Source organism: bacterium (assembly GCA_024228115.1).
Taxonomy (GTDB): Bacteria; Myxococcota_A; UBA9160; order UBA9160; family UBA6930.
In genome coordinates this window covers 1-13,549 of record JAAETT010000509.1, presented here as the reverse complement: position 1 = coordinate 13,549, position 13,549 = coordinate 1, and the positions used below count along the sequence as shown (strand labels likewise).

Sequence of the window (13,549 nt, the reverse complement as noted above, 5' to 3'; positions counted from 1 at the left end):
GCCGAAGCACACTCCGCATTCGCGCCACGGAATGGGCATCGACCACCCAAAACGAGATCCGTCAGCGTCAATCGCCGCGCGGCACGCTGAAACATTGGAAAGCCAGCTTCTCAGCCAACTTTCGTGCATAGTTCAGGCTAGTAGACCAGTTCCACCCAGCGATGTCCGGCTCGGAGTTCCGCCTTGCGGCGCTGCCATTTCTCGTCGGAGCCGGCCAGGTCAGCGAACGCCGCATCGAGTTCGGCCAGCATCGGCTCGAGTCCTGCGACGAAGACATAGGTCTTCGCCTCGCCGAGCATCTTCCACAGATCGGCGCCACGCTCCTTGATCGCGGCGGCCCATGCAACCGGATCGCCCCAACCCGGCCGCGGGCTGAGCGCCCGAAACGCCTCGAAGGTCTCTTTGTCGTAATAGAGCGCGAAGTCGTCTCGCTCGTCGTTCATGTAGAGCATCTCGAGACCACTTCGTGCTCCGTGGAAGAGCCACACCTGACCCTCGAACTCCGGCACCGTCCGATACAGCCGCTTCACGAACGCCCGGAAGGGTGCGATGCCTGTCCCACTACCGATCAGGATCAGGTTTGCGTCGCGCTCGTCGGGTAGCTCGAAGGGAAGCCCGTAGGGGCCCGTCGTGAGGAAGCTGTCGCCGGGCGCCAGGTCACACAGGAAATTCGACGCAATACCGGGATACTTTTCACCGCTGTATTCATCGACGTAGGAGCATCGCCGTACGGCGATTTCGATGCGCGGCGTTTCGGACGAGTCGCTCTCGGGCAGACCCGCAACGCTGTAGAGCCGAAAGTGATGCTCCTGGCCGAATGCCGGCGAGGCTGGAGCGAGCACGCCGATGCTCTGACCAATCTGGAACGGGAAATCCGTGCGATCCACCTCGAGGGTGAGCTCACGGACCTCATCGGCGGCGCCCTCCGCTGTAATGCGCCGGCTCCCGACCAGTGTGGTTTCGAACCGCGGCTCGGTGTCGTAGTCCTGGAGGTGCTTGACGGTTTCACTCATGCTCTCTCCTCTGCGTGGGGACAAGCCCCGCCGCTTTCATCTTGCTTTGGACAGGCTGCGCCACGGCAGCCGAAGCGCCCCGCCAGGGGATCCGGATCCGCTTCGGGGAAGACCCTGTGCCAGGCGTTCTGCACCACGAGCCACGCCAGCAACAGCAGGACAAATCCGAGCAGCGCCGTCACGTGTGTCGTCCACATGCGATCAGACCCCCAATCCAGCGAAGCCCATGAACGCCATCGAGAGGATGCCGGCCAGTACCAGGGCCAGGGCGGTTCCCCGCACCGGGTCGGGCACCGGGGCCAGCTCGAGCTTCTCCCGCAATCCGGCCATCAGCACGAGAGCCAACGTGAAGCCCGCACCGGCACCAAGTGCGTAGGCGATGGATTGGGTGAAGCTGTAGCCCTTGTTCGTCTGGAAGAGGGCGAGGCCCAGGATCGCGCAATTCGTCGTGATCAGTGGCAGGAAGATGCCGAGGCTGCGGAATAGCGTCGGGCTCGTCTTGCGGATGAACATCTCGACCAGCTGTACGGTGGAGGCGATCACGACGATGAATGAGATGAGCCGAAGGTACGGCGCGTCGATGGCGACCAGAACACGCTCGATTCCGAATGCGCACACCGAGGCGACGAGCATCACGAAGCTGACCGCCGCGCCCATCCGGGTCGCGGTCTCCAGCCGGTTGGACACGCCCAGGAACGGACACAAGCCCAGGAAGTAGGCAAGCACGAAGTTGTTGATCAGGCAGGCGTTCAGGAAGATGGAGCCCAGGCCCTGCTCAGGCATCGGGAGCCCTCCAGCGGCCGAATAGCATCAGCCAGGCGGCCAACGTGAAGAAACCGCCACTGGGAAGCAACATGATCACCCAGGGCTGGAAATCCGCGTGGAAGAGGGCCACGCCGAAGAGCGAGCCGCTGCCGAGGATCTCGCGGACGGCTCCGAGCGAGAGGAGAGCCAGCGTGAAACCGAGTCCCATCCCAGCACCGTCGAGGATCGAACGCCCCACGCCGTTGCGAGAAGCGAAGGCCTCTGCGCGCCCCAGGATCAGACAATTCACCACGATCAAGGAAATGAACGCGCCAAGGGCGCGATGAAGCTCCAGGCTGATCGCCTGGATGGTGTAGTCGACGACGGTCACAAAAGTGGCGATCACGAGGATGTAGGTCGCGATCCGGACCTGCTTGGGCACGAAGTTTCGCAGTAGCGCCACGACCGCGTTGGAAGCAACCAGCACGAAGAGCGTTGCGAGGCCCATCGCCAACGCGTTGCGCGCCGTGTTCGAGACGGCCAGCGCCGGGCACATCCCGAGCACCTGCACGAAGATCGGGTTCTCTCGCCAAAGCCCCTTCCAGAAATCCTCGGCGTTCACGGGGTCGCCTCCTCTGCGAAATCCACGAGGCGGGTTCGGATCGCTGGCAGGCGCGCCAGTGTGCTCTCCCGGAGGATACTCCCGATCGCTTTCGACGTGATGGTCGCGCCCGTGAGGCCGTCGATCTGCCAGGGATGTTGCTTTTCGCCGTGCTTCACCACCTCGATCGCATTGAGGATCGTCCGCCCGTCGGCTGAGAGCGAGACGTCGAGGCGGGCGAAGTTCGCCTGGAAGCCGGGATCGCTCTCGACGCGGTCACCGAGACCGGGGGTCTCCCGGCTCTCGAGCACGTGCACGCCGATGATCGTCTCGTTCTCGACCGCATAGCCATAGAGCAGACGGATCACATCCTGATAACCCATGCCCGCCGCCTCCAGCGCCAGCCCGACCAACCGACCTTCGGCATCGAAACCAGCGTGAACCCGCTCCGTGCTGGATGCGCCGTCCCGGACGGGAAGGTAGTGGCCGTCCTGGTCGCGCTCGAAGCTTCGGCTCGAACTCGCAAGGGGAAGTACCTCGAAGACCGCCTGCCGAAGTGCCTCGGCGCGGGCGCGCTCGATCCTCGGGCGTGTGCCTTCGTACACGAAGACGATCAACAGGCCGCACACGAGCCCCACCCCGACCATCGCCCGGGCCATCGGCCAGCCACCTTCTGTGGCGACCGGCGGGAGAGCAGGCACACTCATCCGCCGCCCTCCGTGGCCGCTTGCCCGAAGACGCGCGGCCGGATCCATCGATCGATGTGAGGCGAGACCGCGTTGGCGAGCAGGATCGCGTACATCACGCCCTCGGGCATGCCGCCCCAGACGCGGATCACCACCACCAGTGCCCCGATCAACCCTCCGTAGAGCAGACAGCCCGCGCCTGTCATCGGTGAAGCGACCATGTCCGTCGCCATGAACACTGCGCCTAGCATCAGCCCACCCGAGAAGAGCATGAAGCCGGGGGGCGCGTAGGCCTCCGGTGCGACCGCATGCAACACGGCACTCGCAGACGCGACCACGGCAAAGAGACCCGCGGGAATCCACCAGCTCATCATGTTGCGCGCGACCAGCCAGGCCCCTCCGAGCAGGATCAGCACACCGCTCGTCTCGCCCAGCGAGCCGGCGACTGCTCCGGTTGCCAGGTCACCGAGCCCAGTCAGTTCACCACTGAACTTGAAGCCGGCCAGCGGAGTCGCACCACTCCAGCCATCGAGCACCGGGCGGCTGAAGGGCGCAGCGAGCGTCGAACCTGGCAAGGACGCGAATCGCTCGCCGTTGAAGGGGGGGAGCCAGCTGGTCATGGCCACGGGGAACGCCGCCTGGAGGAATGCACGCGCTACCAGGGCCGGATTGAAAGGGTTGGCGCCGAGACCGCCGAACAGGGCCTTGCCCATGCCGACACCGATGACACCTCCCACCGCCACCATCCAGAGTGGCAGCCCGGGCGGAAGCGTCAGCCCGTACAGCAGGCCGGTGATGGCCACGGAGCCGTCGCCCAGGCTCGACGCGCGACCCGAGAGCGCGCACGCCAGCCGTTCGGTCAGCAGACAGGAAAGGACGGCCGTACCCAGCACGAGCAGTGCCGACAGCCCGAAGCACCAGACCGCCCAGGCCGCGGTCGGCAGCAGAGCCAGCACCACACTGAACATGATCGTCTCGACCCGGTGGCCGCTCAACACGTGGGGCGAGGTTCGGATCTCGAGGATCTTCGTCACGTCTGCCATCAGGGCGCCTTGGCCTTGCGCAACGCGGTCTTCGCCACGCGGAACCGCTGCACCAGCGGGATGTGAGACGGGCAGACGAACGCGCAGGCGCCGCACTCGAAGCAGTCCATCAGGTGATGCCGCTCCGCCATCTCCTGATAGCGCTCGATCGCCGCCAATAGGCCGAGCTGGGAAGGATCGAGGAACATCGGGCAGGCGTTCACGCAGTAGCCACAGCGGATGCAGGGGTGCGGCGCGACGTGGGTCGCCGCACTCTCGCGCTCGCCAAAAGCAACCACCCCGGAGGTCCCCTTGGTGATCGGAATGTCGAGACTCGAGGCAGCGCTTCCCATCATCGGACCACCGAGGAACACGCGCGAGAGGTCATCTTCGACGCCGACGGCTTCTAGCAGGAAGCGCAGAGGAGTCCCGATCGGCACCCGGTAGTTTCCCTTGTGGCGTACCGCCGGGCCCGTGACCGTGACCACCCGCTCCTGGATGCCGCGACCGTGTGGCAGCAGCCGACCGATTTCGGCCGTGGTGGCGACATTCACGCAGAGAGCGTGAACATCCGCCGGCAAACCTCCGGATGGTACCTGCCGACCTAGCAACGCCTCGATCAGCATCTTCTCGGCGCCCTGCGGATACTTCACCTGCAGCACCTCGACGGAAGCAGGCAGATCCTCGGGCAGGCCCGCTCGAAGATGGGCTGCAGCGTCGGGTTTGTTCTCCTCGACCCCGACGATCGCTCGCTGCGCGCCGGTAGCGGCGAGCAAGTAGCGGAGGCCGGCGAAGACATCCTCGCGCTGCTCGAGCATCACCCGGTGATCCGTCGTGAGGTAGGGCTCGCACTCGACGCCATTCACGATCAGCGTGTCGAAGAAACCGCCTTCGGGCGGCCGCAGCTTCGCATGGGTCGGGAAGCCGGCCCCGCCGAGACCAACCACCCCGGCTTCCTGGATGGCGCGGACGATCTGCTCAGGCTCGGCGTCCGGCGGGCACGGCGTACCCTCCACCACTTCCTGAGTCGAGCCAGGCAGCGGCTCCAGGTAGACCGCGGAAACCATGCGGCCGGCGATGCTCGGAACCAGACCGAGTTCCTTCACGACGCCGGAGGCTGGCGCGTGCATCGCTACCGAGAGGAAGCCATCCGGGCGGGCGATGCACTCACCACGCGCCACTTCCTGTCCTTCGCGGACCAACGGGATGGAGGGGCGACCGAGATGCTGCGCCAGGGGCACGACCAGGAGGGGCGCAAACGGGAGCCGACGAATCGGCAGATCGCGGGTTGCATCCTTGGCGTCGGGCGGATGCACGCCGTGCCGAAAGCTCCCGAGGCCGAGCCACCTCAGCATGGCCTTTGCCCGATCAATTGAATTTGGAGCCGCGGGCGATCCATTTTTCGATGTCCTTTGGGCGCCGATCCCGGGGCATCCCCGGGTGGATCACGCGGGCCGTACAGCGCTCCGCCGCCTTCACAAGATCCTTGTAGGGTCCTCCTGCCGGGTTCTTGATGATCGCCTTGCCCCGCTCGTCATACACGAAGATCTCCGGATTGAGCCCGGTACATTCATCGCAGGACGTACACTCCTCGGTGTCGATCCAGGGAGCCATCGCATCGGAAGCCGCTGGACCGGCCTTGGCTGCCGTTCCTGCCGACTCGGCAGCCAAGGCCGGTAGCGCAGCCGACGTCAGTTGCACGGCCGTGCCGCCGGGTGCATCCGCGAGTTGCAGAAGCGCAGCGGCGATACGATCCGCCACGTCCTGGCGGACCCGCGCCTCCACGTCCTCCGGCGAGTCTTCTTGCTTTCCGACCCCCGCGAGCGCGCGCAACATCGTCCAGAAGTCGCGCCGATCCTCGCAGGATTCGACCATGGTCCCGTCCACCAGCAGACGAGAGAGTTCGCTCTCCCGGTTCACCGACCAGAGATAGGGAAAACGCCCCTCCCGCTCGTCGGAATCGAGATCGAGAAAATCGGCCAACGGCAGCATGCTCTCGTTCCAGGTGTCCGGCGGCGCCGCGCGGAAGTGCTTGCGGAATCGGGCCTCGCTGACGGCGAAGTCCGCGAAGGTCATGGGCAGTTCCATCTCCTGCTCGCGGCCCGCCTGCTCGTAACACAGCGTGTAGGTCGGCCAATCGGAATCGGGGCTCGGATTGCCTTCCAGGTCGAAGCATTCTTCGGGCGTCTTGCCCGCGTCCGGGTCGTAGCGGAACAGCGGGTAGGCCCGGGACTCCACGACCAGCTTCGCCTGGTGAGCGCTCATGTCGTCCCCGATGCCGTGCTCCGGCTGACAGGAGCTGTACAAGTTGAAGAGCGCTGGACGCCGCGCCGAGAGGCCTTCGATGAAGCCTTCGATCATATGGCTCGGGTGGGCAATGGTGCTCTGCATCACGTAGCTGGTGCGATGCGCCATGCCGATCAGTCCGATCTCTTTTCGCGGCTCCTGCTTGCCCTTCGTCACCCGACCGAACTGCGCCATATCCGACACCTGCCCCAGGAAGCCCGAAGTGCAAGCCTGACCGCCGGTGTTCGAATACACCTGGGTGTCCAGCACCAGCACCTTGATCGGCTTTCCCGAAGCCATCAGTCGTGAGAGGTTCTGGAAGCCGATGTCGTACATGGCGCCGTCGCCACCCACCGAAACCACCGGTGGACACAGTTCCCATTCCTCATTGGAGAACTGGCGCCAGTCGAAGTAGCGGAAAAAGTCGTCGTGCTCAGCGGGCTTGTAGCTGCCTTCGAGTTCGAGCTCCGCCAACCGCAGGGCCTTGAAACCCTCGGCCATGCGCGCCATGTGTCCCTCGAACACGCCCATCGCGAGCGACGGCGAATCCTGGAACAGGTGGTTCGACCAGGGAAACGGATACGGGTTGAATGGGTAGGTGCTTCCCCAGACACTCGTGCAGCCCGTCGCGTTCAGCATGCCCATCTTCGAGCGCCCGCGCCCGGTGGTACCCTCCTGATATCGCCAGCGCAGATCCTTCAGCTCGGCGATCAGCCCGGTTGTCCGCCGCAGCCAGGCCGGATCGATCGGCTGTCCGCCAGCACGTCCCTCGACGCCTTCGGCGATCCCCGCGAGCGTTACATCGCCATCGCCAAGATCCTCGACGATGCGCTGCAGGGTGGCCGCGTCGCCGACGTTGATTTCCTCCACCAGTTTGAGCTGAACGCGCTGGCCGAGCGCCTCGATCAACTCATCGAGACGCTTCAGATGGCGCTCGATTCGCGGGCGCATCAGCGCCTCCACGGTGGCGGTGAAGAGATGGATGGCGGTCTTCTCGGCGCAGCCCAGGCATGCGCCGTCGCCGCTCGTGAGGGCCAGGTAGCTACGCTTGTCGAGCAGCAATGTCTCGAGCGCCCCGATGCCCTGCTCGAGATCGCCGACCCGGATGTAACGATCGGGTGTGGTCGGCAGGTCGAGCCAGAACTCCCAGTTGCGGCGCAGCTCGGATACCGACTCGTCGGTCTGGGTGGCGATCCGCAATGCGTCGTCGCCGCAAACCTCGACGCACTCCATGCAGCCCTTGCACGAGGTCGGATTCACGGTGATCGAGAGCAGGCCCCCACAGCCAGGATCGTCCTTCTCAGGCAGGGTGAAGGTCGGCCGCGAAAGCGCGAACTTGAAGGTGCCCAACTCGTCGCGGAAGAGATCGAACTCCTTGCGCAGCTGTTCCTGGTTGTCACTTGCAGATTCCAGGGCCTTCGCGATCGCCTCATCCAGCAATCCGTCGACCGCGTCGGTCTCCTGCGCCTCGGCCAGGAGCGGCCGCAGATGCCGTTCGACGTCACGGATTGCACGGGGCAGATGAGAAACGCTGTGCCCTTGCTTGCGCAGCCGCTTCAATACCGTCTCGAGCACCTGGCCCACCTCGTTGACGAGACCGGGGATGGCCGTGTCCGGGCAGGCCGTCCAGCAATTTCCGCAGGCCGTGCAGTTTTCCGGAACCCACTCCGGGTGTTCGAAACGAATCTGGGTCATGTCGCGGAACAGGGCGGAGGACGCGGGCATCACGCCGAGACCGATGAACGGGTCGGTCAAGCTGTCGTTGCCCATGCCCCGCGCGTAGAAGCTGCCGGTCTCCTCCCAGAAGCGGTGGACGTCCGTGATGGGTGCCTGGCTCTGGGGCAGCAGCTGGGCCATCACCGGCATTCGGGGACCGGCCTCGGCGGCTTCGTCCTGCTTCTTCTCCGAAATGGGTGCGTGGGGAACCTCGATCAACTCATCGAAGCCGCGCTTCACCACCCGCAGGTTGTCCGCCACCACCCGAGCGCCTTTCGAGCCGAACTTGTGTTCGAGCTGATCGTGGATGGCTTCGAGCAGGCGTGCCTCGTCGAGCCCGGCCTCTTCCATCACAGACGACGCTGCGAAGAATGCGCCCTGGAACGCAATACCCTGCATGCGCAGCTGCAGGTCCGGATCCGACGCCTCCTCCCGAGCGATGCGGAAAGCATCGAGCGCGAAGAGTCGGATCCGCTTGTCGATCAGGATGCGCTGGAACGCGGAAGGCACCTGCTCCCATATCTCTTCCGGCGTCTTGCGATCGCTCTGGATCACGAACACGCCAGCTTCGCGTAGGCCCGCGAGTGCGTTCGTGTGGTGGAACACGTTGGGGTCCGGCGAGAGCACGACGTCCACGTGGAAATACTCGCAGTTCACGCGGATCGGCTCGGGCGCGGCCGAGAGGTAGTACGTCGTCGGCTGCCCCTTCTTCTCGGAGCCGTACTTTGGATTCGCCTTGATATGCCAACCAAGCAGATCGAAGAGCGTCATCGCCAGATTCTTTCCGGTCGTGATCGCGCCCCAACCACCCACCGAATGGAAGCGCACCGTCACGCTATGCGGTGGCATCAGGTCCGGATTTTCGGATCCGTGGATCGCCAGCTCTCCGACGTGAGGGTACGCTTCCTCGATCGTCTGCTGGTGGATCTCCTGCTTGGGCGTCACCGGTTCGGAGCGCAGGAAATCGATCGAGAGGTAGAAGCGCGACCGGCGCGCGCCGCCTGGGAGCATGTTCTCCACCGCCGCAATGATTCCTTCCGGCTGGAGATCCCGACTACCCAGACCAAAAGCTCCGGCGTAGAGGGGCGGCACGTCCTCGACCTTGCGATAGGCGGGCAGCCCGGCGTGCACCTCGCGTCCCGGCTCGCGGCCGTTCTCCATGCATTGACCCAGGCTGGCACGAATCTCGCGCAGCAGGGGCGGATCGACGGCAAGCGGCTGATCGAGCCGCTCGAGCACGGCGACCCCCGACTTGCCCTGCAGGATGCGCCCGACCTCGTCTGCGGGGAAGGGACGGAACATGGTCAGGTCGACCACGCCCACCCGGATGCCTCGCGTATCGCGAAGGTAGTCCGCCACCACCTCAGCGCTCGGGATGACACTGCCCTGACCGACGATCAGGTAGTCCGCGTCGTCGCTGCGCCAGCTGCGCACCCGCCGATACTCGCGCCCTGTAAGCTCCGCAAATTCCGAGAAGGCTTGTTGGGTCAGCTCCTTCAGATGGTCGAAGAAGAACGGCCGCTGGGCCGCCACGCTCTGCATGTAGGAATCTTGATTCTGGACCAGCCCCGACATCACGGGATTGTCCACGTCCCAGAGCATCGGGATGCGCCGGCGCTTCTCTCCGTAGAGAATCCGCTGAGCCGGCGTCGGCGTGTCGATCAGATCATCGGGTCTTCCGAGATATTCCAGGATCAACTCGCGCTCGGGCGCAAGCATCGACTCGATCAGGTGAGTGGTGAGGAAACCGTCCTGGGCCACCACCCCCGGGTTGAGCGAGAGCTCCGCGATGCGATGTGCGATCAGGTTCAGGTCTGCAGCAGACTGGGCATCTCGGGCGAAGAGCTGGAAGAAACCCGTGTCATCGATGCAATGGTAGTCGTCGTGGCCTGCGTGCACGTTCAGCGTCGCCTTGGTCATCGCGCGCGCGCCGATGTTCAGTACGTAGGTGAGGCGCTTGCCCACCGCCGCGTAGAGCGATTCGTGCATGTAGGCGATGCCCTGGCCTGAAGAGAAGTTGGCCGCCCGGAGCCCGGTCATCGCCATGCCGGCGGTCACGGCGGCGGCCGCGTGCTCGCCTTCGGGCTCGACGAAGATCAGCGGCCTTTCCGAGATGTTGAGGTGTCCCGAAGCCGCGGCCTCCGCCCAGAACTCGCCCATCTGCGTCGAGGGGGTGATCGGATAGGCACCGGCAGCGTCGCTCGACTCGCGCTCACAGGCGATGACCGCACTGTTGCCGTCCATGGCCGCACGCACACCCGGGTACCGAACCGAGGACCGTTTCTGCTTGCTTCGACCGAGGGAGAGAAGAGACATGGCGGTTGCATTACTCCATTGCTTGCGACGAGAGCCTGATCAGGTCGGGCCGGCCCGGCGCGTACCCTTGCGAAGAATCGGGGCGGCGGTTCCGCGCTGCGGGCCGCTTTCCGGGTCGAGCCAGACGATGGCGCCGGTGGGGCAGCGCATGATGGCCAACCGGTCGTCGTGAGGCCGTGTGTAGTCCACGACTGCCAGGCCATTCTGCATCGTGACGAGCCCGGGCGCGTCCAGCGCACAACGTCCGCAGGCCGTGCAGCCCACCTCGCAGTCCTCGAGCAGGCCATCCCCCTCCTCGAGAGAGCGGCAGGCGACCCAAAGGCGGTGGTCGACCGGATGAATCTCGAACAGATCCTTCGGGCAGGCGTCGACACAATCTCCGCAGGCCGTGCAGAGCGCCTCGTCGACCACCGGCAGGGCGTGTTCGTCCATTCGGATGGCCTCGAAATCGCAGGCCCTCTCGCAGTCCGCGAGACCCAGACAGCCCCAGAAGCATCCCTTGCCACCTCCAGCCACCTGCGCCGAGGCGCCACAGGACGCGGCACCGGCGTAGTGGGCTCGTTTGACTGCAACGTGCGTGCCTCCGGCGCAGGCCAGCCGGGCAACGCGCTTCACGGCCTCACCGACGCCGACACCCAGGAAGGCAGCGATGCGTTCACGCATCTCCGGGCTTGCCACACTGCAGCCCGCGGGCTGTGCAGCACCCCCGACCAGTGCCTCCGCAAACGGTCGACAGCCGGGCTGTCCGCACGCGCCGCAGTTGGCGTGAGGCAACATGTCTTCGACCGCGTCGATTCGCGGGTCCTCATCCACCCGGAGCATGCGGTGGGCCAGGATCAAAAGCCCGGCCAAAAGGGCGGTGAGACCGCTCAACGCGGCGACGGCGACCAAGGCGCCGGTCAAGAGAGTCCGGTCCACGACCCCTGCACGTGCATACAGCGTACCGCCCTGCCATCGCCCCAATCGTGAGGCGCGAGGGTCCGACTGGGTCAATTCGACCCATGGCGGGGCTGCGAGCCGCGCAGATCGGTTGCAGTGGCGCGGCGCGCCCCTTGCAGCGGCCAACACGTGCAAGGCCAATTGTGCCCGCCGAACAAGCAGAGCTGCGGTAGCTCCTGTCAGGGATCCTGGAGGCTCTGGAGGAGACCCGAACAATGCAGCCGGTGCTGGAGCGCCCACTGCGGCCGGTGACGTTGCGCTCCGCCGCCTGCTGGCTGACCGTCAAGCGGGTCGCCCACGTGGCGCTGGCACGAGGCATCTGGCAGTAACTCCATGCCACGAGAAGGAGAACGACATGACATCCATCACCGGCGGCGAACTCGTTGCCCGCATGCTCGAAGCCGAAGGGGTCGAGGTCGTCTTCGGCATCATCGACGGCTCGTATTTCGGACTGACCTCGAGCCTCTCGAAGCGGGGAATCCGCCTGGTAACGCCACGGCATGAGAGCACGGCCGCACATATGGCAGGCGCCTATGCCCGCAGTACGGGGCGGCTGGGTGTATGCCTTGCGAGCAACGGCCCGGGTGCCGCCAACATCCTGCCGGGGGTCGCCGTCGAAAATGGTGAGGGCAACCGGGTGCTCATCCTGACGAGTTGGCGGCGCGGGCCGATCGTCGGACCGGATCGCGGCGGAACGTACCAGTACTTCGACCAGGTCGGCGTGACGAAACCGATGACGAAGTGGACGGGTGCCGCGGCGACATTCGAGCGCCTGCCCGAGACCCTGCGCCGGGCATTTCGCGTCTCGTTCCAGGGGCGCCCTGGTGCCGTCCACGTGAGCATCCCGGAGGATGTTCTGAACGGGAGCTTCGAAGCAGCGCCTGAACTGCGGAAGCCGAAACGCTACCGAAGGATGGATCCACTCTTGCCGTCATCGGCATTGGTGCGCGAGGCAGCAGACATGCTCGTCGACGCCCGCGCGCCCCTCGTACAAGTTGGCAGTGGCGTCGTGCACGCCGGCGCAGGCCAGTTGATGGAGGAGCTCGCCTGCAGCCTTCGCGCGCCGATCACGTTCAGTTGGGGCGGTCGCCCGGCGGTGGACGAGCGCCTGCCCAATGCCATTCCCGTTCTGCCACCGTTGATCGATCAGGTTCGCAGCGGTGCGGATGTGGTACTCGCGCTCGGCAGCCGCTTCGGTGAGACCGATTGGTGGGGGAAGCCTCCCTACTGGGGTTCCCCGGAGAACCAGACCCTGATCCAGGTGGATGTGGACGAGACCATCCTCGGGGTGAACAAGCCCGTCGATGTCGCAATCGTCGCCGACGTAGGGGCATTCCTCGAAACGCTGTTGGCGGAGCTGAAGGGACGCGAGCCCTCTCCGCATCTCGCCGAAAGGGAAGCGAAGCTGGAGGAGTTCGCGGCGACGAAGAATGCCCTACGGGATTTCCTTCGCAGCGCCCCGAACGCTCTCGATGAAGACCCGATTCATACCGCTCACGTGCCGCTGATTTGTCGAGAGTTCTTCGAAGACGATGCGGTGCTGGTCATCGATGGTGGCAACACGGCGGTCTGGACGAACCTCTACCACGAGAATCGTGTGCCTGGAAGCCTGCTCAGCACATTCAAGTTCGGAATGCTAGGTGCCGGCATTGGACAGGCCCTGGGCGCCCAGATCGCCCATCCGGATCGACAGGTCTACTGCATCCTCGGCGACGGAGCGATGGGCTTCCATCCCCAGGAAATCGAGACCGCGGTGCGGAACGAGTTGCCGATCATCTTCCTGGTGCTCTGCGACAAGGCGTGGGGGATGGTGAAGTACGGGCAGAGCATGGCACTCGACCCGGACCAGATGAACGAAAAACGAAGCTTGCCTTCCGATCAGACGCTGAACACGGACTTCAAGGAGATCTGCTTCGACAAACTGGCCGAAAGCATGGGCGCCCACGGCGAACGGATCTCGCGCGCCTGCGATCTCGAGCCGGCCCTCGAACGTTGCGTGGCGAGCGGTGGGCCCGCGGTCATCCACGTGGACGTCGACCCCATCGCGCATCTGTGGGCCCCTGGCCTCGATGTCTTCAAGGCCATGCATCTAGCCTGAACTATGCACGAAAGTTGGCTGAGAAGCTGGCTTTCCAATGTTTCAGCGTGCCGCGCGGCGATTGACGCTGACGGATCTCGTTTTGGGTGGTCGATGCCCATTCCGTGGCGCGAATGCGGAGTGTGCTT

10 protein-coding genes are annotated in these 13,549 nt (G+C 65.0%); 1 reads left to right on the top strand and 9 read right to left on the bottom strand.

What is annotated here, in order from left to right:
• Positions 1–137: 137 nt before the first annotated feature.
• From GY937_21550 to GY937_21510, 9 genes are all read right to left on the bottom strand, one after another.
• Entirely contained in the window at positions 138–1,013 is an 876-nt protein-coding gene (locus GY937_21550) for a ferredoxin-NADP reductase (protein ID MCP5059297.1), read from the bottom strand.
• Positions 1,010–1,210, bottom strand: coding sequence for a hypothetical protein (locus GY937_21545; GenBank protein MCP5059296.1), 201 nt, complete (start codon positions 1,208–1,210; stop codon positions 1,010–1,012). Before GY937_21545 ends, GY937_21550 begins: the two co-directional genes overlap by 4 nt.
• Positions 1,211–1,214: 4 nt before the next feature.
• Positions 1,215–1,796, bottom strand: a complete 582-nt coding sequence (locus tag GY937_21540; protein ID MCP5059295.1) for an RnfABCDGE type electron transport complex subunit A — start codon at positions 1,794–1,796, stop codon at positions 1,215–1,217.
• Complete coding sequence (locus GY937_21535; GenBank protein ID MCP5059294.1) at positions 1,789–2,379, bottom strand: electron transport complex subunit E; 591 nt, start codon at positions 2,377–2,379, stop codon at positions 1,789–1,791. Before GY937_21535 ends, GY937_21540 begins: the two co-directional genes overlap by 8 nt.
• Positions 2,376–3,065: an FMN-binding protein gene (locus GY937_21530; protein MCP5059293.1), complete on the bottom strand. Its 690-nt coding sequence runs from the start codon at positions 3,063–3,065 to the stop codon at positions 2,376–2,378. Before GY937_21530 ends, GY937_21535 begins: the two co-directional genes overlap by 4 nt.
• The gene (locus tag GY937_21525; protein ID MCP5059292.1) at positions 3,062–4,087 is read right to left on the bottom strand and encodes an RnfABCDGE type electron transport complex subunit D; all 1,026 of its coding nucleotides are present in this window, start codon (positions 4,085–4,087) and stop codon (positions 3,062–3,064) included. Before GY937_21525 ends, GY937_21530 begins: the two co-directional genes overlap by 4 nt.
• Positions 4,087–5,421: an electron transport complex subunit RsxC gene (gene rsxC, locus GY937_21520; GenBank protein ID MCP5059291.1), complete on the bottom strand. Its 1,335-nt coding sequence runs from the start codon at positions 5,419–5,421 to the stop codon at positions 4,087–4,089. Before rsxC ends, GY937_21525 begins: the two co-directional genes overlap by 1 nt.
• A 13-nt stretch (positions 5,422–5,434) precedes the next feature.
• Positions 5,435–10,312 (bottom strand): pyruvate ferredoxin oxidoreductase, encoded by a 4,878-nt coding sequence (locus GY937_21515; protein MCP5059290.1) that lies wholly within the window; start codon positions 10,310–10,312, stop codon positions 5,435–5,437.
• A 111-nt stretch (positions 10,313–10,423) separates the two neighbouring features.
• Entirely contained in the window at positions 10,424–11,206 is a 783-nt protein-coding gene (locus GY937_21510) for a Fe-S cluster protein (GenBank protein ID MCP5059289.1), read from the bottom strand.
• Positions 11,207–11,678: 472 nt separating this feature from the next.
• Here GY937_21510 and GY937_21505 point away from each other — a divergent pair, with 472 nt between their 5' ends.
• A complete protein-coding gene (locus GY937_21505; GenBank protein ID MCP5059288.1) occupies positions 11,679–13,421 on the top strand; it encodes a thiamine pyrophosphate-binding protein in 1,743 nt (580 codons plus the stop codon).
• Positions 13,422–13,549 lie beyond the last annotated feature (128 nt).

What these genes read in the sequence shown, in the direction of transcription:
- GY937_21540 (MCP5059295.1), bottom strand. Translation starts at nt 1,796, where the DNA reads ATGCCTGAGCAGGGCCTGGGCTCCATCTTCCTGAACGCCTGCCTGATC.
- GY937_21525 (MCP5059292.1), bottom strand. Translation starts at nt 4,087, where the DNA reads ATGGCAGACGTGACGAAGATCCTCGAGATCCGAACCTCGCCCCACGTG.
- rsxC (MCP5059291.1), bottom strand. Translation starts at nt 5,421, where the DNA reads ATGCTGAGGTGGCTCGGCCTCGGGAGCTTTCGGCACGGCGTGCATCCG.
- GY937_21505 (MCP5059288.1), top strand. Translation starts at nt 11,679, where the DNA reads ATGACATCCATCACCGGCGGCGAACTCGTTGCCCGCATGCTCGAAGCC.
- GY937_21545 (MCP5059296.1), bottom strand. Translation starts at nt 1,210, where the DNA reads ATGTGGACGACACACGTGACGGCGCTGCTCGGATTTGTCCTGCTGTTG.
- GY937_21515 (MCP5059290.1), bottom strand. Translation starts at nt 10,312, where the DNA reads ATGGACGGCAACAGTGCGGTCATCGCCTGTGAGCGCGAGTCGAGCGAC.
- GY937_21510 (MCP5059289.1), bottom strand. Translation starts at nt 11,206, where the DNA reads ATGCTCCGGGTGGATGAGGACCCGCGAATCGACGCGGTCGAAGACATG.
- GY937_21550 (MCP5059297.1), bottom strand. Translation starts at nt 1,013, where the DNA reads ATGAGTGAAACCGTCAAGCACCTCCAGGACTACGACACCGAGCCGCGG.
- GY937_21530 (MCP5059293.1), bottom strand. Translation starts at nt 3,065, where the DNA reads ATGAGTGTGCCTGCTCTCCCGCCGGTCGCCACAGAAGGTGGCTGGCCG.